Annotated in this window: 16 protein-coding genes and 2 pseudogenes; 9 read left to right on the top strand and 9 right to left on the bottom strand. The window is 72.2% G+C overall.

Annotated features, from left to right (window positions below; genetic code table 11):
- Positions 1-104: 104 nt before the first annotated feature.
- The 4 genes from pepN to ACIP79_RS13400 all read right to left on the bottom strand — a co-directional run bounded on the left by pepN (position 105) and on the right by ACIP79_RS13400 (position 4,717).
- A complete protein-coding gene (gene pepN / locus ACIP79_RS13385) occupies positions 105-2,606 on the bottom strand; it encodes an aminopeptidase N (protein ID WP_401222756.1) in 2,502 nt (833 codons plus the stop codon).
- 68 nt (positions 2,607-2,674) lie between these two features.
- Positions 2,675-3,229: a two-component system response regulator gene (locus ACIP79_RS13390; protein ID WP_401222758.1), complete on the bottom strand. Its 555-nt coding sequence runs from the start codon at positions 3,227-3,229 to the stop codon at positions 2,675-2,677.
- Between the two features lie 139 nt (positions 3,230-3,368).
- Positions 3,369-3,737, bottom strand: coding sequence for a chorismate mutase (locus ACIP79_RS13395; protein WP_401222760.1), 369 nt, complete (start codon positions 3,735-3,737; stop codon positions 3,369-3,371).
- Between the two features lie 197 nt (positions 3,738-3,934).
- Positions 3,935-4,717, bottom strand: coding sequence for a S1 family peptidase (locus ACIP79_RS13400; RefSeq protein WP_401223403.1), 783 nt, complete (start codon positions 4,715-4,717; stop codon positions 3,935-3,937).
- 271 nt (positions 4,718-4,988) lie between these two features.
- Here ACIP79_RS13400 and ACIP79_RS13405 point away from each other — a divergent pair, with 271 nt between their 5' ends.
- Entirely contained in the window at positions 4,989-5,885 is an 897-nt protein-coding gene (locus ACIP79_RS13405) for a hypothetical protein (RefSeq protein WP_401222762.1), read from the top strand.
- Between the two features lie 72 nt (positions 5,886-5,957).
- A complete protein-coding gene (locus tag ACIP79_RS13410; protein WP_401222763.1) occupies positions 5,958-6,704 on the top strand; it encodes an ankyrin repeat domain-containing protein in 747 nt (248 codons plus the stop codon).
- Positions 6,705-6,939: 235 nt separating this feature from the next.
- On the opposite strand, the gene ACIP79_RS13415 is transcribed toward ACIP79_RS13410, so the two are convergent.
- Together ACIP79_RS13415 and ACIP79_RS13420 are read right to left on the bottom strand one after the other, a co-directional pair.
- Positions 6,940-7,869, bottom strand: coding sequence for an SDR family oxidoreductase (locus tag ACIP79_RS13415; protein ID WP_401222765.1), 930 nt, complete (start codon positions 7,867-7,869; stop codon positions 6,940-6,942).
- Position 7,870: 1 nt separating this feature from the next.
- Positions 7,871-8,611, bottom strand: a complete 741-nt coding sequence (locus tag ACIP79_RS13420) for an SDR family oxidoreductase (protein WP_401223405.1) — start codon at positions 8,609-8,611, stop codon at positions 7,871-7,873.
- 102 nt (positions 8,612-8,713) lie between these two features.
- On the opposite strand from ACIP79_RS13420, the gene ACIP79_RS13425 reads away from it, so the two are divergent.
- Genes ACIP79_RS13425 through ACIP79_RS13440 form a run of 4 tightly spaced genes read left to right on the top strand, consistent with a single transcriptional unit; the run spans position 8,714 to position 12,136 of the window.
- Positions 8,714-9,466 carry an enoyl-CoA hydratase family protein gene (locus tag ACIP79_RS13425; RefSeq protein WP_401222766.1) on the top strand — a complete coding sequence of 251 codons (753 nt, stop codon included), beginning with the start codon at positions 8,714-8,716 and terminating at the stop codon, positions 9,464-9,466.
- Positions 9,463-10,329, top strand: a complete 867-nt coding sequence (locus tag ACIP79_RS13430) for a CoA transferase subunit A (protein ID WP_401222768.1) — start codon at positions 9,463-9,465, stop codon at positions 10,327-10,329. Before ACIP79_RS13425 ends, ACIP79_RS13430 begins: the two co-directional genes overlap by 4 nt.
- On the top strand, positions 10,326-11,078 hold the full coding sequence (locus tag ACIP79_RS13435) for a CoA-transferase subunit beta (protein ID WP_401222770.1): 753 nt from the start codon (positions 10,326-10,328) through the stop codon (positions 11,076-11,078). Before ACIP79_RS13430 ends, ACIP79_RS13435 begins: the two co-directional genes overlap by 4 nt.
- Positions 11,078-12,136: an NAD(P)H-dependent flavin oxidoreductase gene (locus ACIP79_RS13440; RefSeq protein ID WP_401222772.1), complete on the top strand. Its 1,059-nt coding sequence runs from the start codon at positions 11,078-11,080 to the stop codon at positions 12,134-12,136. The genes ACIP79_RS13435 and ACIP79_RS13440 overlap by 1 nt, the downstream gene beginning before the upstream one ends.
- Here the strand turns inward: ACIP79_RS13440 and ACIP79_RS13445 are convergent.
- Genes ACIP79_RS13445 through ACIP79_RS13455 form a run of 3 tightly spaced genes read right to left on the bottom strand, consistent with a single transcriptional unit; the run spans position 12,120 to position 14,757 of the window.
- Positions 12,120-13,277: an acetyl-CoA C-acetyltransferase gene (locus ACIP79_RS13445; protein WP_401222774.1), complete on the bottom strand. Its 1,158-nt coding sequence runs from the start codon at positions 13,275-13,277 to the stop codon at positions 12,120-12,122. The two genes, ACIP79_RS13440 and ACIP79_RS13445, sit on opposite strands and share 17 nt — an antisense overlap.
- A 10-nt stretch (positions 13,278-13,287) precedes the next feature.
- Entirely contained in the window at positions 13,288-13,935 is a 648-nt protein-coding gene (locus ACIP79_RS13450; protein ID WP_383684534.1) for a TetR/AcrR family transcriptional regulator, read from the bottom strand.
- 30 nt (positions 13,936-13,965) lie between these two features.
- Positions 13,966-14,757 (bottom strand): SDR family oxidoreductase, encoded by a 792-nt coding sequence (locus tag ACIP79_RS13455; RefSeq protein ID WP_401222775.1) that lies wholly within the window; start codon positions 14,755-14,757, stop codon positions 13,966-13,968.
- A gap of 73 nt (positions 14,758-14,830) precedes the next feature.
- Between ACIP79_RS13455 and ACIP79_RS13460 the strand changes: the two genes are divergently transcribed.
- The 3 genes and pseudogenes from ACIP79_RS13460 to ACIP79_RS13470 form a co-directional block, all read left to right on the top strand.
- Entirely contained in the window at positions 14,831-15,976 is a 1,146-nt protein-coding gene (locus ACIP79_RS13460) for an acyl-CoA dehydrogenase family protein (RefSeq protein WP_401222777.1), read from the top strand.
- Positions 15,976-16,266, top strand: a pseudogene (locus ACIP79_RS13465) (acyl-CoA dehydrogenase family protein); the annotation flags it as partial. The gene ACIP79_RS13460 and the pseudogene ACIP79_RS13465, both read left to right, overlap by 1 nt.
- 699 nt (positions 16,267-16,965) lie before the next feature.
- Positions 16,966-17,493: pseudogene (locus tag ACIP79_RS13470) on the top strand (acyl-CoA dehydrogenase family protein); the annotation flags it as partial.
- Between the last annotated feature and the right edge of the window lie 14 nt (positions 17,494-17,507).

Raw genomic sequence — 17,507 nt, forward strand, 5'->3', positions numbered from 1 at the left:
CCCGTCCGGCGATTGAGGACGAGCGCGTCAGCGCGATGCGGGGGTCTGGGGGCGGCAGCCCCCAGGAACGGGACGGGAAGGGGCGGAGGGGGCGAGAAAACCGGTTACGCCTCCCGCACCCTCAACGCCCGCGCAAGGTCATCCAGTTGATCGGCGAGCTTGCGCCGCAGCGCCGGGATCGGCTCGGCGTCGCGGAGACAGGCCTCGCCGAGCGCGAGGGTGTCGGACGTGACGGCGTAGACGGGGAACGCCCAGCGCCCGGCGGCCTCGGCGATCGCGGGCCCACGCCGCGTGGCCAGGGCGACGGAGTCGGGCCAGTACCGCTCGACGTACTCGCGGACGAGATCGCCCTGTTCGGGCTGCCAGAATCCCTGGGCGGTGGCGGTGAAGAGGTAGTTGGAGAGGTCGTCGGTGGCGAACATCGACTCCCACGCCGCCCGCTTGGCCTGCGGATCGGGCAGCGCCGCACGACAACGGGCGGCCCCTTCCTGCCCGGTGGCACTGGGATCCTGCACGAGTTCGGCCTCGATGACGGCGTCGTCGATCGCGCCGAGAACGGCCAGCCGGGCCAGGATCCGCCACCGCAGCTCGGGGTCGAGCTCGGGACCGCCGGGCACGGTGCCCTCGGAGAACCAGGCGCTGATGGTGTCGGGATGGGCGGCGACGTCGATGAAGTGGCGTACGGCGGTGAGGCGCAGACCGGGGTGGGACCCGTCCTCGGTGCGGCGGATGAGGTCCCGGCACAGGGAGCTGAGGGTGGCGAGGGCGGCGGGCCGGTCCTCGGGACGGACGTAGCGGTCGGCGACCTGGGCGGCGGCGAAGGACAGGACGCCCTGGACGAGGGCGAGGTCGGTCTCCTCGGGCAGGTGGGCGGCGGCGGTCTCCAGGTAGTCGCCGGGGGCGAGTTCACCGTCGCGGGCCATGTCGCGCAGGGTGTTCCAGACGACCGCGCGGGTGAGACCGTCGGGAATCGCGGAGAGGCCGCGCAGGACGGTCTCCAGCGAGGCCTCGTCGAGACGGATCTTGGCGTAGGTCAGGTCCGCCTCGTTGGGGACGATCAGGGCGGGGCGGTGGCCGGGGAAGTCCTGGGCCGCTTGGCCCATGGGGAGTTCGAGGTTGACGCGTTCGCGCAGGACGAGGGCGCGGCCGTCGGTGGGTTCACGGTCGTAGAGGCCGACCTCGACGCGGTGCGGGCGGCTGCCGTCGCGGTCGACGGTGAGCGACCAGCCGGGGCTGTTCTCGGTGACGGTGGTGGTGAGGGTGTCGACGCCGGTGGTGCGCAGCCAGGCGTCGGCCCAGGCGTGCACGTCGCGCTCGGTCGCTCCGGCGAGGGAGTCGATGAAGTCGGCGAGGGTGGCGTTGCCGAACCTGTGCCGGGCGAAGTGGGTGTTGATCCCGGCGAGGAAGTCCTTCTCGCCGAGCCAGGCGACGAGTTGGCGCAGGGCGGAGGCGCCCTTGGCGTAGGAGATGCCGTCGAAGTTGAGCATGGCGGACGCGGTGTCGGGGACGGCGGCCGGGTCGGGGGCGACGGGGTGGGTGGAGGGGCGCTGGTCGGCGTCGTAGCCCCAGGGCTTGCGGCTGACGCCGAAGTCGGTCCAGGTCTCGGTGAATCGGGTCGCCTCGGTGAGGGTCTGGTAGCCCATGTACTCGGCGAAGGACTCGTTCAGCCAGATGTCGTCCCACCAGCGCAGGGTGACGAGGTCGCCGAACCACATGTGGGCCATCTCGTGGGCGATGACCATGGCGCGGGTCTGGCGCTCGGTGTCGGTGACGGCGGAGCGGTAGATGAACTCGTCGCGGAAGGTGACGAGTCCGGGGTTCTCCATGGCTCCGGCGTTGAACTCGGGGACGAACGCCTGGTCGTAGGAGTCGAAGGGGTAGGGCTCGTCGAACTTCTCGTGGTAGCGGTCGAAGCAGGCCCGGGTGATGTCGAGGATCTCGTCGGCGTCGGCGTCCAGGGAGGGGGCCAGCGAGCGGCGGCAGTGGATGCCGAAGGGCAGGCCGCGGTGCTCGGTGCGTACGGAGTGCCAGGGGCCCGCGGCGACGGCGACCAGGTAGGTGGAGATCAGCGGGGTCGCGGCGGCCTCCCAGCGTCCGTCGCCGAGGTGTTCGGTGACGCCGTTGGCGAGGACGGTCCAGCCTTCGGGCGCGGTGACGGACAGCTCGAAGACGGCCTTCAGGTCGGGCTGGTCGAAGGCGGCGAAGACGCGCTGGACGTCCTCCATGAAGAGCTGGGTGTAGAGGTAGGTCTCGCCGTCGGTGGGGTCGGTGAAGCGGTGCATGCCCTCGCCGGTGCGGGAGTAGCGCATGGCGGCGTCGACGCGCAGCTCGTGCTCGCCGGCGGTCAGGCCCTTGAGCGGCAGCCGGTTCTCGTCGAGGGTCTCGGGGGCGAGGGGCTGCCCGTCGAGGGTGACGGAGCGCAGCTCGGCGGGCTTCAGCTCGACGAAGGTGTCCGCGTCGGCGCGGGCGGTGAACCGGATGACGGTCCGGGAGTCGAAGGTGTCGTCCCCGCCCGTCAGGTCGAGTGCGATCCCGTAGTGGTGGACGTCGAGGAGCTTGGCACGGGTCTGCGCTTCGTCGCGCGTCAGTACGGACATGGGGGACATGCTGCCTGATGAGGGCGACAGCGCACAGAGGCGGTCCGCCGTACCCCATTTGTCCTCGCGGGGTTCCGTCACTGTTTGCGTGGCTGCTCGCCGACGGGGGCTCGGTCCTGCTTCGGCTCCCCGTGGTGGGCGTCGCGCTGGACGGGGACGCGGGTGTCCTCGCGGGGGAGGGTGACGTCCGGGATGTGTTCCTTGACCAGGGCGCGCAGTTCGCGCACCTCGCGTTCCAGGCTCTGGTAGCGCTGGTGGCTGTCGTACAGGTAGCGGACCTTGGTGCGCAGTGTCCAGGGGTCGATGGGCTTCATGACGAGGTCGGCGACGCCGAGGCCGAAGGCGGCGGAGGTCAGTTCGGCGTCGGATCCGAAGCCCGTGACGAGGAGGACGGGGATGTGCTGGGTCTGCTCCAGGCGGCGCAGGTAGCGCACGACGTCGAGGCCGCTGACGCCGGGCATCCGTACGTCCAGGACGAGCAGCCCGACCTGGCCGCGCAGGACTTCCTTGAGGGCGTCGTCGCCGCTGGTGGCCCGGGACAGCAGGTATCCCAGCGGGGCCAGGGCGCTCTCCAGGGCGTACAGCGTGTCCTCGTGGTCGTCGACGATGAGGATCCTGGCATCCGAAGGCATGGCCCGACGTCCCCTCGTTTGGACATACCAGCTTATGCCCGTACGGACACACAGGGTGTGTCCGTGGTTGACAAGGAGTGCTCGAAACGAACGCGACGCAGAGTGCTCAGCGCAGGATGCACGGTCGACCCGCCCGGTGTCACTCCCCCATGGCCGCCGTGGGGCCCTCGACGCCGTCCGCGATGCGCTCGTGGTGGCGGATGACCTCGGCGATGATGAAATTGAGCAATTTTTCGGCGAAGGCCGGATCCAGCTTGGCGTTCTCGGCGAGGCGGCGCAGCCGGGCGATCTGGTGCGCCTCGCGGGCCGGGTCGGCGGGCGGCAGCTGGTAGGCGGCCTTCAGGTGACCCACCTGCTGGGTGCACTTGAAGCGCTCGGCGAGCATGTGGACGACGGCGGCGTCGATGTTGTCGATGCTGTCGCGCAGCCGCGCCAGTTCGGCCCGGACGGCCGGGTCGACCTGGCCGCTCGCGCCGTCGGCCGTCTCGTTGGTGTTGCTGGTGCTCATGGGAGCCAAGCGTAAGGGGCGCCCCCGCTCCCCTTCTCCTGGTCCCAGCCCCAGCCCCAGCGCCGGCCCCGCGGACGCCGGACCGGCGCCCGCGCCCAGGACGTCCGCGACACCGAACGGGTCACGGACGCCCACGGGCCGGCGTGGAGCTCAGGAACCGGGGATCCGCCGAAGGTCAGACGAAGGGCAGACGAAGGTCAGAGAGTCGCCGCGGCGCTCGCTATGGCCGATGCGAACGTCGAGACCTCGGAGTAGACACCGGGAGCGTTGGCCCGCGCGCAGCCGATGCCCCAGCTGACGATGCCGACCTGGATCCAGGCGTTCGCGCTGTCCCGGCGGAACATCGGGCCGCCGGAGTCGCCCTGGCAGGTGTCGACGCCGCCCGCCGCGTAACCGGCGCAGATCTCGTCACCGGCGACCAGACCGCTGTAGCCACTGTACGAGCGACAGGTGGCGTCACTGACGAAGGGCACGGTCGCCTTCAGCATGTAGCGCTGCTGGGCGCCGCCCTCGCTGGCCGAGCCCCAGCCGGCGACGGTGAAGGTGCCGGTGTTGTACTGCGTGGTCGTGGCGATCTTCAGGGTGGACTGGGTGGTGATGGGCGAGGCGAGCTTGATGAGCGCCCAGTCCTTGCCGTTGCCGTTGTAGCCGGGGGCGCGGTAGACGTAGGTGGACCTGACCTGGACCCGGCCGCTGGTGGACTGGAGGTCGACGACACCGGCGGTGGCGGTGATGCTGGTGTTGGCGCCGGTGCCGTTCACGCAGTGCGCGGCGGTGAGCACGATCTGCTGGGTGTAGAGCGCGCCGCCGCAGCCCATGGAGAGCCGGACCATGAACGGGAACTCACCCTGCGCGGCCCGGGTTCCGCCGACGACGGGCGAGGGCGCGGCCTGTGCGCTGGACAGCGGCTGGAGGGAGACGGCCGCGAGGAGGACGGCGCCGATGGCGAGCGCTCTCTTGACTCCGGTGAATTTCTTCAGAAACTTCAACGTGCTTCCCTTCGTGGGGGGTTGAACGCGCGGCGGGGAGCCGCACGTCACGCACAGCACTGGGCCGCGGCGCCGGTAGCGCCTGCCGACCCGAAAGGCATGGCATGTTCCTGCCAAGCTGTTGCGGATTATGGAGAGCGCCCCGCGACCCCGGCAAGGGCCTCATTCCGGCCACCTCCGCTTCCCCGCCCCCGTCCGGGCCGCGTCGTCCGCCGGAACCCCGGCCTACAGTGGAAGGCAGTCGCCTTCAGGGGGTGCGGACGTGGCGAACGGCGGACCCGTCGAGCACGGCTACCCACACCTCGACACGGTGCGGGCCTCGATCACCGCGCTCTACAAACGGCTCTCCTACGACACCGTCCACACCTTCTCGACCAGCGTGGCCCCCGCCGACGTGGCCTTCAGCGACCTCGACGACCTTCATCTGGGCGCCCAGCGCGTGGCCCGCGAGATGGTGCTGCACTACCGGCTGCCGGACGCCCGGATGATCATCGGCTTCCGCGAGATGACGCACGCGGCGAACGTCGAACTCGCCGCGGGCCCCGAGTACTTCATCGAACTCAACGACCGGTTTCGTACCCATCGCCGCGACATCGGTGCCGCCCTCGCCCACGAGGTCATGCACGTGTACCTGCACCGCCTGGACCTCGCCTTCCCCGGCACCAGAGACACCGAGATCCTCACGGACACCGCGGCGGCCTACCTCGGCGCGGGCTGGCTCCTTCTCGACGCCTACCGCGAGGACGCGGACTCCTCGCAGAAGCTCGGCTATCTGACGCCGGAGGAGTTCGGGTACGTCCTGGCCAAGCGCGCCCTGGTCTTCGGCGAGGACCCCTCGATCTGGTTCACCAGCCCGCAGGCCTACACGGCGTACAACAAGGGCATGGCGCAGGCCCGCCGTGACGAGCAGCAGCCGCCGCTGACCGCCGCCGGCTGGACGGGCCGCCGCCGCTACGCCAAGGACCGCCGCTACGCCACCGACCACCCCGCTGCCGGCCCGCCGCCCGGCGTCCCCTACACCTTCACCCCCGACGGCCCCGGTCCGCTGCGGGTGTCGTTCCCGTGCCCGACCTGCCACCAGCGGATCCGGGTGCCGGTACGCGGCCGGGTCCGGGCCCGCTGCGCGCTGTGCCGGACGGTGCTGGAGTGCGACACCTGAGTGGCGGGTGGGGTGAGCCAGAACACCCCAAAAGCCTTTGCTTACGCGGCCTTCGGGAGCGAGGGTCGAAGGATGAGCACGAACGACTCCACGGAGCTTCTCTTCACCGCTGTGTACGAGAGTGACGAGGACGCGGTGGTAGGGCTGTTGCGCTCCGGGGCGGATCCGGAGTCCGTGGACGAGGACGGCCAGACGGCGCTGTACCTGGCGGCGGTGAGCGACCAACCCGACATCGTACGACTGCTGTTGGCGGCCGGCGCCGCGCCCGACCGGCTCAGCTCGGGCTCCGACGCTCCGCTGTGCGGGGCCGCGTGCGGCGGGCACACCGAGGTCGTACGGGCCCTGCTCGCGGCCGGGGCGGGTCCCGACACGGTGGAGGGGTTCGGGTTCACGGCGCTCGCGTGGGCGTTGCGGTGCGGCCATGTCGCCGTCACCGAGGCCCTCCTGGCGGGCGGGGCCGATCCCGACCGTCCCGGTCCGACCGGCGAGCCTCCGCTGGTGGCGGCCGCCCGCCGGGGGTCCCCCGGTTGCGTACGCGCTCTCCTCGCCCACGGGGCGCGCGCCCGGTCCGAGTCCCTCGCGGAGGCGCGCCGTTGGCTGGTCCTCGACGTGGAGGCCGAACTCCGCGCGGGCCTTGAGCAGGCCTACGGCCCCGACCGCGACTTCGTCACCCACCGCTATCCACGGGACGGCGGCGACATCGTCGAGGTCCAACTCCTCGACCCCGAGGGCAACCCGCTCGCCGGCAACGACCAGCAGACGGGCCACGCGGAGATAGCCGCCCTGCTGGAAGCGGCTTTGAGCGGGACGGGTTCCTGAGCGGGACGGGTTCCTGAGCGGGGCGGAGCTGGGGGATTCTTTCGCCCCCTCCGCCCCTACCCGTCCCGTACTCGGGGGCTCCGCCCCCGAACCCCCGCTCCTCAAACGCCGGAGGGGCTATCTCTAGCCCGTCCGGCGATTGAGGACGAGCGCGTCAGCGCGACAGCGGGGGTCTGGGGGCGCAGCCCCAGGAACGGGACGGGAAGGGGCGGAGGGGGCGATAAACCGCAGGTCATTACACCCCGTACACCGCCCCAGGAACCTCCGCCCGAGCCAACAACGCCAACACGGCGTCCCCGGCCCCGGCCGGAGTCCACCGGGAGGCCCCGTCCACGCCGGGCCCCGCCCGCCACCCCTCCATCACGGTGATCCGCCCACCCTCGGCCTCGAAAACCCGCCCGGTGACCCCGGCACTCGCCACGGACCCCAGCCACACCACCAGCGGCGACACGTTCCCCGGCGCCATCGCGTCGAAGACACCCCCGCCCCCACCCCCACCGTCGGGCACAGCCATCGCCTCCGCGAACGCCCCCTCGGTCATCCGAGTCCGCGCGGCCGGCGCGATCGCGTTCACCTGGACCCCGTACCGCCCGAGCTCGGCCGCGGCGACCAACGTCAGCCCGATGATCCCGGCCTTGGCCGCGCTGTAGTTCCCCTGCCCGACAGACCCCAACAGCCCGGCCCCGCTACTGGTGTTCACGACCCGCGCCGCGGGCCGCCGCCCGGCCTTGGCCTCGGCCCGCCAGTACGCCGCCGCGTGCTTCAACGGCAGGAAGTGCCCCTTCAGATGGACCCGCGTCACGGCGTCCCAGTCGTCCTCGTCGAGATTGACCAGCATCCGGTCCCGCAGGAACCCGGCGTTGTTGACGAGGGTGTCGAGACGCCCGTACGTCTCCAGGGCGGTGCGGACGAGGGAGGCGGCGCCCTCGGTGGTCGCGATGTCGCCGCCGTGGGCCACCGCCGTACCGCCCGCCGAACGGATCTCGTCGACGACCTGGGCGGCGGGAGATCCGGGGCCGGGTGTACCGTCCAGACCGACGCCGAGGTCGTTGACGACGACTTGGGCGCCCTCGGCGGCGTACGCGAGCGCGTGCGCCCGGCCGAGCCCGCGCCCCGCGCCGGTGATGGCGACGACGCGCCCCTCGCACAGCAACGGTCCGCTCATCTCAGCTCTCCTTGTTGGCGGTCGCGGCGTCGAGGAAGGCGGGCCGCTCGCCCCCGCCATGGACCAGCAGACTCGCCCCGCTGATGTACGCGGCGGCGTCCGAGGCGAGGAAGACGGCGGCCCGGCCGATGTCGGAGGGCTCGGCGAGGCGGCCGAGCGGCACGGTCCTGGCGACAGCGGCCACGGCGTCCTCGTCCCCGTAGTGCAGGTGCGCGCGTTCGGTGCGGACCATGCCGACGACGAGGGTGTTGACGCGGATGTCGGGGGCCCACTCGACGGCCATCGAACGCGCCAGGCTCTCCAGCCCCGCCTTGGCCGCCCCGTACGCCGCCGTCCCGGGCGACGGGCGTCCCCCGCTCACGCTGCCGATCATCACGACCGAGCCCCTGGCCTCGCGGAGATGCCCGTACGCGGCGATGGAGGCGGTCAGCGGCACGGTGAGGTTGAGCTCGATCACCCGCGCGTGGCGTTCGGCCTCCGCCTCGGCGAGGGGCCGGTAGGGCGCGCCGCCCACGTTGTTCACCAGTACGTCGAGGCGCGGCAGGGCGGCGAAGAAGTCGCGGACGGCGGACGGGTCGCGCAGGTCCACGGCCGTGAACCCGGCGCCCGGGAGCGGCACTTCGGGTGGTCTGCGCGCGCAGACCAGCACCTCGGCGCCCGCCCGCGCGAAGGCCCGCGCGATCCCGGCCCCGACCCCGCGGGTACCGCCCGTGACGACGACGGTCCTGCCGCCGAGATCCACGTTGTCCACAGGCCCTCCCGCTGGGCTGCGTTCGCTGCTAGCTTCGAAATCTCACCTAACAAACGTTTGGTGGAAAGATAGCCGAAGGTAGCTGATGTGCCCATGGGTGTCTCCGTCTCGAACCCGGAAAAGGGGATCGCCGTCGTCACGGCCGACTTCCCGCCGGTGAACGCGCTGCCGGTGCGGGGCTGGTTCGACCTGGCCGACGCCGTCCGCGCGGCGGGCCGCGATCCCGGGACCCGCTGTGTCGTGCTGGCCGCCGAGGGCCGCGGTTTCAACGCGGGCGTGGACATCAAGGAGATACAGCGGGACACCACGGGCCGAGACGTGCTCATCGGCGCGAACAGAGGCTGCTTCGAGGCATTCGCCGCGGTCTACGAGTGCGAGGTCCCGGTGGTCGCGGCCGTCCAGGGCTTCTGTCTGGGCGGCGGGATAGGCCTCGTCGGCAACGCGGACGCGATCGTGGCGAGCGAGGACGCGGTCTTCGGGCTGCCCGAGCTGGACCGCGGGGCGCTCGGCGCGGCCACCCATCTGGCGCGCCTGGTGCCGCAGCACCTGATGCGTGTCCTGTACTACACCTCGCGCACCGTGACCGCCGCCGAGCTGCACGCGCACGGCTCGGTGTGGCAGGTCGTGCCGCGCGCCGGACTGTCCGCGGCGGCCCTGGAGCTGGCCCGCGAGATCGCCGCGAAGGACGGCCGTCTCCTGCGGCTCGCCAAGGCCGCGATCAACGGCATCGATCCCGTCGACGTACGCCGCAGCTACCGCTTCGAGCAGGGCTTCACCTACGAGGCCGGCCTCAGCGGGGTGGCCGACCGCGTCCGCGGCACCTTCGGCAAGGAGGCCACCCAGTGAGCGACAAGACCATGTCGGCCCAGGAAGCCGTGGGCCGGCTGGAGAGCGGGATGACCCTCGGCATCGGCGGCTGGGGCTCGCGCCGCAAACCGATGGCCCTGGTGAGAGCGGTGCTCCGGTCCCAGATCACCGATCTCACCGTCGTCTCGTACGGCGGCCCGGACGTGGGCCTGCTGGCCGCCGCCGGACGGATACGGAAGCTGGTCACCGCGTTCGCGACCCTCGACTCGATCCCGCTCGAACCGCACTACCGCGCGGCGCGTGAGAGAGGGGCCTTCGAACTGATGGAGGTCGACGAGGCGATGTTCATGTGGGGACTGCGCGCCGCCGCGAACCGGCTGCCCTTCCTGCCGGTGCGCGCAGGGCTCGGCTCGGACGTGATGCGGGTCAACCCCGGGCTGCGGAAGATCACTTCGCCGTACGCCGACGAGGTCACCGGCATCACTGAGGAGTTCGTCGCCATGCCCGCCCTGCGGCTGGACGCGGCCCTGGTCCACATGAACCGCGCGGACCGGCTGGGCAACGGCCAGTATCTGGGCCCGGATCCGTACTTCGACGACCTGTTCTGCGAGGCGGCCGACGCCGCGTACGTCTCCTGCGAGCGGATCGTCGACACGGCGGAGCTGACCAAGGAGGCCGCACCGCAGACCCTGCTGCTCACCCGGTCGAGCGTCACGGGTGTTGTGGAGGCGCCGAACGGCGCGCACTTCACGTCCTGCGCCCCGGACCACGGACGTGACGAGGCATTCCAGAAGCTGTACGCGACGACCCCGTACGCCGAGTTCGCCGAGCGGTTCCTCCACGGCGACGAGCACGCCTATCAGAGCGCCGTCCAGGCCTGGCGGAAGGAGCAGGACCGATGAGTGCGACCCCGGCCGAGTACTGCGTGATCGCGTGCGCCGAGGCCTGGCGGGACGACGGCGAGGTGCTCGCCAGCCCCATGGGCCTGATCCCGTCCATCGGCGCCCGCCTCGCCAAGCGCACCTTCTCCCCCGACCTGCTGCTGACCGACGGTGAGGCGATGCTCGTCGGGCTCGACGGGACACCGGAGGGCTGGCTTCCCTACCGCCGGCATCTGACGATGGTGACCGGCGGCCGACGTCACGTGATGATGGGCGCGAGCCAGATCGACCGCTTCGGCAACCAGAACATCTCGTGCGTCGGCGACTGGGCCAGACCCAGCCGCCAGCTCCTCGGCGTGCGCGGCGCACCCGTCAACACCCTGAACAACCCGACCAGTTACTGGATCCCGAAGCATTCCACGCGGGTGTTCGTCGAGCAGGTCGACATGGTGTGCGGAGTGGGGTACGACCGTGCCGCCGCCGCGGGCCCGAGCGCCACCCGGTTCCACCGCGTCCCACGTGTGGTGACCGACCTCGGCGTCTTCGACTTCGCCACCCCCGACCACTCGATGCGTCTCGCCTCCCTGCACCCGGGCGTCACCGTGCAGCGGGTCAGGGAGGCGACGGGCTTCGAGCTGAGCGTCGGCGACGAGGTGGACCGCACGCGTGAACCGACCCGGGAGGAGCTGGAGTTGATCCGGGAGGTCATCGACCCGAAGGGCACCCGGGACCGCGAGGTGCCCGGCGCCGCAAGGACGGGCGGGCGCTGATGAACACCGCTCTCACGCGGCTCGTCGGTGTCCGCCACCCGGTCGTGCAGACCGGCATGGGCTGGGTGGCGGGCCCCCGCCTGGTGTCCGCGGCGGCCGACGCGGGCGCGCTGGGCATCCTGGCCTCCGCGACGATGACCCTCGACCAACTGCGGGGCGCCGTAAGGGAGGTCAGGTCCCGCACGGACGCCCCGTTCGGGGTGAACCTGCGGGCCGACGCCAGGGACGCGGGCGACAGGGTGCGGATCATCGTCGACGAAGGCGTGCGGGTGGCGTCCTTCGCGCTCGCCCCCTCCCGGGAGCTGATCGAGGAGCTGAAGGACGCGGGTGTGGTCGTCATCCCGTCCGTCGGGGCGCGCCGGCACGCCGAGAAGGTGGCCGCCTGGGGTGCGGACGCGGTGATCGTGCAGGGCGGCGAGGGCGGCGGACACACCGGCGAGGTGGCGACGACGGTCCTGCTGCCGCAGGTGGTGGACGCGGTCGGCATACCGGTCGTGGCGGCGGGCGGCTTCCACGACGGGCGGGGGCTGGTGGCCGCGCTGGCGTTCGGCGCGGCGGGGGTCGCCATGGGCACGCGTTTCCTGCTGACGTCCGACTCGACGGTGCCCGCCGCGGTGAAGGCGAAGTACCTGGCGGCGACGGTCAGGGACGTCACGGTCACCACCGCGGTCGACGGCCTCCCGCACCGCATGCTGCGCACGGACCTCGTCGACTCCCTGGAGAGGGCGGGCCGTACGAGGGCTCTCGCGCAGGCCGTCCGCCGGGCGGCGGGCTTCCGGAGGATGTCCGGTCTCTCCTGGCCCGCGATGATCCGCGACGGCCTCGCCATGAAGCACGGCAAGGACCTGTCCTGGAGCCAGGTCCTGCTCGCCGCGAACACCCCGATGCTGCTCAGGTCCGCGATGGTCGACGGCCGCACGGACGTGGGGGTGATGGCCTCGGGGCAGGTCGCCGGGGTGATCGACGACCTGCCGTCGTGCGCGGAGCTGGTGGAGCGGATCATGACCGAGGCCGAGGAGACGCTGAAGGGTCTGGAGGCGCTCAGAGCCGCTCGATGATCGTCACGTTCGCCTGGCCGCCCCCCTCGCACATGGTCTGGAGCCCGAACCGCCCCCCGGTGCGCTCCAGTTCGTGCAGCAGGGTCGTCATCAGCCGCACACCGGTGGCGCCCAGCGGGTGGCCGAGGGCGATCGCGCCGCCGTTGACGTTGACCCTGGCCGGGTCGGCGCCGGTCTCCTTGAGCCAGGCGAGGACGACGGGGGCGAAGGCTTCGTTGATCTCGACGAGGTCGATGTCGCCGATGGACATGCCGGTCTTCTTGAGGGCGTGCGCGGTGGCCGGGATGGGGGCCGTCAGCATCCGGATGGGATCCTCGCCGCGCACGGAGAGGTGGTGGACGCGGGCGCGGGGGGTCAGGCCGTGTTCCCGTACGGCCCGTTCGGAGGCCAGCAGCATCGCGGCGGCGCCGTCGGAGACCTGGGAGGAGCAGGCCGCGGTGACCGTACCGCCGTCGATGACGGGGCTCAGGCCCGCCATCTTCTCCAGGGAGGTGTCCCGGCGCGGCCCCTCGTCGACCGTGACCTCGCCGAGCGCGACGCTCTCGCGGGCGAAGCGGCCCTCGTCGATGGCGCGGACCGCCCGCCGGTGGGAACGGAGGGCGAACTCCTCCTGGTCGCGGCGGCTGATCCCCCACTTGGCGGCGATCAGCTCGGCGCCGTGGAACTGGTTGACGGGCCGGTCGCCGTAGCGCGCCCGCCAGCCCTCGCTGCCCGCGAAGGGGCCCTGGGTGAGGCCGAGCGGTTCGGTGGCCTGGCGGGAGGCGAAGGCGATGGGTATCTGGCTCATGTTCTGCACGCCGCCCGCGACCACCAGGTCCTGGGTGCCGGACAGGACGCCCTGGGCGGCGAAGTGCACGGCCTGCTGGGAGGAGCCGCACTGCCGGTCGACGGTGACGCCCGGCACCTCCTCGGGCAGCCCGGCCGCAAGCCAGGCGGTGCGCGCGATGTCCCCCGCCTGCGGCCCGACCGCGTCGAGGCAGCCGAAGACGACGTCCTCGACGGCGGCCGGATCCACACCCGACCGCTCGACCAGGGCCTTGAGGACATGCGCGCCGAGGTCGGCCGGGTGGACGCCGCCGAGACCTCCCCCGCGCCGTCCGACGGGCGTACGGACCGCTTCGACGATGTAGGCCTCGGCCATGGCAACTCCCTCAGGGACAACCGGACATGGGCTGGCGGAACGGGGGCTGTTCGCGTACGGAGATGCCGTCCAGGACCATCGACAGGTACTGCCGGGCGATCTCCTCAGGGCTGTGGTGCCCGCCGGGCCGGTACCAGGACGCGGCGACCCACACCGTGTCGCGCACGAACCGGTAGGTGAGCCGGATGTCGAGGTCGGCCCGGAAGACCTCCGCGGCGACACCGCGCTCCAGCGTGCTCAGCCACGCCTTCTCGAAGTTGCGCTGCGACTCGGTGAGGAAGGCGAAACGCTGCTGCGCGGCGAGCTGTCTGGACTCCTTCTGGTAGATCGCGACGGCGGCGCGGTGCCGGTCGATCTCCCGGAAGGACTCGGTGACCAGTGCCTCCAGGGTTTCCCTGGGGCCCAGTTCGGCGTCGAGGACGGTGTCGTAGCCGCCCCAGAGCTCGTCGAGGAAGGTCCGCAGGATCTCCTCCAGCATCGATTCCTTGGAGTCGAAGTGGTAGTAGAGACTGCCCGCGAGCATTCCGGCCTGGTCGGCGATCGTGCGGACGGTGGTGGCGTTGTAGCCCTGCTCGGCGAAGACCTCGGCGGCCGTGTCGAGCAGTTCGCGGCGCCGCTCGGGCGAGGCGCTCACCGGGGGCTTCTTCTTGGTAGGCACGGGGCCATTGTGGTCATACGGCCCCCGGTCCTACGCATGCTGGCTGCTGACGGAGACGACTTCCCCGGTGAGGTACGAGGAGTAGCCGGACGCCAGGAACACGATCACGTTGGCCACCTCCCAGGGCTCGGCGTACCGCCCGTACGCCTCGCGTGCCGTCAGCTCGTCGAGCAGTTCGGGCGTGGTCACCTTCACCAGGTGGGGGTGCATGGCGAGGCTCGGGGACACGGCGTTGACGCGTACCCCGTACGCCGCGGCCTCGATCGCCGCGCACCGGGTGAGCGCCATGACCCCCGCCTTCGCGGCGGCGTAGTGCGCCTGCCCGGCCTGGGCGCGCCAGCCGACGACGGAGGCGTTGTTGACGATCACACCGCCGCCGCCGCGCTCCCTGAGCAGCCGCAGTGCGGCCCGGGTGCAGCGGAAGGTGCCGCCCAGGGTCACGTCGAGCACCCGCGACCACTGTTCGTCGGTCATGTCGACGAGCTCCGACGTGCCGCCGAGACCGGCGTTGTTGACGACTATGTCCAGGCCGCCGTGCCGCTCCAGAGCCGCGCCGAAGAGGGCCTGGACCTGGTCCTCGTCGGTGACGTCGCAGGGCAGCGCGGTGACGCTCCCGGCGCCGAACTCACCGGCCAGGGCTTCGGCGCTCTCCTTGAGCCGCCGCGCGTGCGCGTCGCTGAGCAGCACGCGGGCCCCCTCCTCCAGGAACCTGCGCGCCGTGGCCCCGCCGATGCCTGCGCCCGCCGCCGCGGTGATGACGGCGGTGCGCCCCTTCAGGAGCCCGTGCCCGGAGACGTACGCCGGACTCTCGACGTCGTTCATGGCCCCACGCTAACCTACCAAACACTTGTTAGGGAAGGTTGCCGCCGCAGGGTTCCCCCGAAGGGTGCTGCCCATGGATCTCGCCCACTCCCCCGCCGACGAGGCCTTCCGCGCCGAGGCCCGCGACTGGCTCGCCGCCCACGTGCCGTGCCCCGCCCTCCCCTCACTGGAGACCGAGGAGGGCTTCGCCACCCACCGCGCGTGGGAGGCCGAACTCGCCGCGGACCGCTGGTCGGTGGTGTCGTGGCCGACGGAGTACGGCGGCCGGGGCGTGGACATCGTGCGGTGGCTGGTGTTCGAGGAGGAGTACTACGCGGCGGGCGCGCCGGGCCGGGTCGGCCAGAACGGCATCAACCTGCTCGCCCCCACCCTTCTCGAACACGGGACGGCGGAGCAACGCGCGCGCGTGCTGCCGTCGATGGCCACGGGCGGGACCGTCTGGGCGCAGGCGTGGTCCGAACCGGAGGCGGGTTCCGACCTGGCCTCGCTCACCTCCCGCGCGGTGCGCACGGAGGGTGGCTGGCTGCTGAGCGGCCAGAAGACCTGGTCGTCGCGGGCGGCCTTCGCGGACCGCGCGTTCGGCCTCTTCCGCAGCGATCCGGACACTCCGAAGCGCCATCAGGGCCTCACCTACCTGATGTTCGACCTGCGGGCACCGGGCGTGACGGTCCGTCCGATCGGCCGCCTGGACGGCAGACCCGCCTTCGCCGAGCTCTTCCTCGACTCCGTCTTCGTCCCCGACGCGGACGTGATCGGCAAGCCGGGCCAGGGCTGGCCGATCGCCATGTCGACAGCGGGCAACGAACGCGGTCTGACGCTGCGTTCACCGGGCCGCTTCCTCGCCGCCGCCGACCGGCTGGTCGACCTGTGGCGCACCCGCGCCGACCCCGCGGACACGGCCCTGCGCGACCGGGTGGCCGACGCGATGATCGGCGCCCGCGCCTACCAGCTCTTCGCCTACGCGGGCGCCTCCCGGTCCGCCGCCGGAGAGCCGATCGGCCCCGAGTCCAGCCTCAACAAGGTCTTCTGGTCCGAGTACGACATCGCGCTGCACGAGACGGCGCTCGATCTCCTGGGCCCTGAAGGCGAGTTGGCGGACACCGACTGGTCCGAGGGCTATGTCTTCTCCCTCGCCGGACCTCTCTACGCGGGCACCAACGAGATCCAGCGCGACATCATCGCCGAGCGTCTCCTCGGCCTCCCGAAGGGCCGCCGCTGATGCGCTTCCTCCTCGACCCCGAGCAGCGTGCCTTCGCCCACTCCCTGAACGCGCTGCTGACCGCGGCGGACACCCCGGCCGTCATCCGGAGCTGGGCCGCGGGCGATCACGCGCCGGGCCGCGCCCTGTGGTCCCGCCTCGCCGACACGGGCGTCTTCGCGACGGCGATACCGGAGGCGTACGAGGGTGTCGGCCCGCTGCCCGTCGAACTGGCCGTCGCTTTCGTCGAGTTGGGCCGACACGGAGTCCCGGGCCCACTGGTCGAGACGGTGGCGGCGGCCACGCTGCTCTCCCGGCTCGGCGAGTCGGACCCCGCGGGGCGACTCCTGCCGGCGCTCGCCTCGGGTGAGGCACTCGCGACGGTGGCGCTGCCGGGCGGAGGGCCGTTCGTCCTGGACGCGGACGCGGCGGAGGTGTGTCTGACGGTGGCGTACGCCGGTGCCGGTCACGAGGGGTGCCCGGCCGGGGGCGGCACCGGCGGGCGTGAGGGCGACGCCTGTGACGCAGGCGCGCGTGAGGCCGGCGCCTACGACACCGGCACCCCTGACACTGGCGCCTATGACACCGGCGCGCAGGGCATCGGTGGATGTGACACCGGGGCCCGTGACGCAGGCGCGCAGGGCGTCGGTGCACGTGACACCGGCGCCCATGGCACTGGTACGGGTGACACCGGTGTGCGCGGCCCTGTCGCAGGTGGCACCCTCGGGCGTGGCCCGGTCGCACGTGACACCCACGGGCGGTGCCCCGACGCACGTGACACCCAAGGGCGCGGCCCCGTCCCACGTGACACCACCGCGCCCGCACAACTGCGTCTGACGCGGACACCGCCTCCGCCGGTCCGGCACCCGCCCGTCCACGGAAGCGCCGGCACCAGCACCAGCACGTATGCGAGCGGCACCAGCTCAACGAGCCTGCTCACGGCCGGAGATGAAGCCTCCGCCCGCCACCCCTCCCCCGATCCCGCCCTCCGCCCATCCCTCGATCCGGCCCTCCGTCCCTCCCTGGATCCCGCCCGCCGCCTCTCCCTCCCCCACCCCGGCGGGGAGCTCCTCGCCACCGGCCCCCATGTGACGCGCGCCGCCGACGAGGCCCTCACCTGGGCCCGGCTCGCGACGGCCGCCCAGGCGTTGGGAGTGGGACTCGCCCTGCTCGACAGGACGGTGGAGTACGTCAAGCGGCGCACGCAGTTCGGTGTCCCCGTCGGCTCGTTCCAGGCCGTGAAGCACCGGCTCGCGGACGCCAAGGTCGCCCTGGAGTTCGCGCGGCCCCTGCTCTTCGGCGCGGCGCTCTCCATGGACCCGGCGGACGTCGCGGCGGCCAAGGTGACGGCCGGTGAGGCGGCGTACGCCACTGCCCGTATGGCACTTCAGGCGCACGGCGCGATCGGTTACACGGCCGAGTACGACCTGTCCCTCTGGCTCACCAAGGCCCGTGCGCTGCGCACCGCTTGGGGCAGCCCCGCCGAGTGCAGGGCCGAAGTCCTCGCCGCCCGTACGGCCGCCGGTCCCCGCGGGTGAGACCGGTCCGACGC

It is taken from the genome of Streptomyces sp. NPDC088747, from assembly GCF_044751025.1.
Classification (GTDB): domain Bacteria; phylum Actinomycetota; class Actinomycetes; order Streptomycetales; family Streptomycetaceae; genus Streptomyces.

Bases quoted from the DNA above. Each gene is read 5' to 3' on its own strand.
- ACIP79_RS13440 (WP_401222772.1), top strand. From the start codon at position 11,078: ATGAACACCGCTCTCACGCGGCTCGTCGGTGTCCGCCACCCGGTCGTG.
- ACIP79_RS13415 (WP_401222765.1), bottom strand. From the start codon at position 7,869: ATGAGCGGACCGTTGCTGTGCGAGGGGCGCGTCGTCGCCATCACCGGC.
- ACIP79_RS13445 (WP_401222774.1), bottom strand. From the start codon at position 13,277: ATGGCCGAGGCCTACATCGTCGAAGCGGTCCGTACGCCCGTCGGACGG.
- ACIP79_RS13425 (WP_401222766.1), top strand. From the start codon at position 8,714: ATGGGTGTCTCCGTCTCGAACCCGGAAAAGGGGATCGCCGTCGTCACG.
- ACIP79_RS13410 (WP_401222763.1), top strand. From the start codon at position 5,958: ATGAGCACGAACGACTCCACGGAGCTTCTCTTCACCGCTGTGTACGAG.
- ACIP79_RS13390 (WP_401222758.1), bottom strand. From the start codon at position 3,229: ATGCCTTCGGATGCCAGGATCCTCATCGTCGACGACCACGAGGACACG.
- ACIP79_RS13395 (WP_401222760.1), bottom strand. From the start codon at position 3,737: ATGAGCACCAGCAACACCAACGAGACGGCCGACGGCGCGAGCGGCCAG.
- ACIP79_RS13460 (WP_401222777.1), top strand. From the start codon at position 14,831: ATGGATCTCGCCCACTCCCCCGCCGACGAGGCCTTCCGCGCCGAGGCC.
- ACIP79_RS13435 (WP_401222770.1), top strand. From the start codon at position 10,326: ATGAGTGCGACCCCGGCCGAGTACTGCGTGATCGCGTGCGCCGAGGCC.
- pepN (WP_401222756.1), bottom strand. From the start codon at position 2,606: ATGTCCCCCATGTCCGTACTGACGCGCGACGAAGCGCAGACCCGTGCC.
- ACIP79_RS13455 (WP_401222775.1), bottom strand. From the start codon at position 14,757: ATGAACGACGTCGAGAGTCCGGCGTACGTCTCCGGGCACGGGCTCCTG.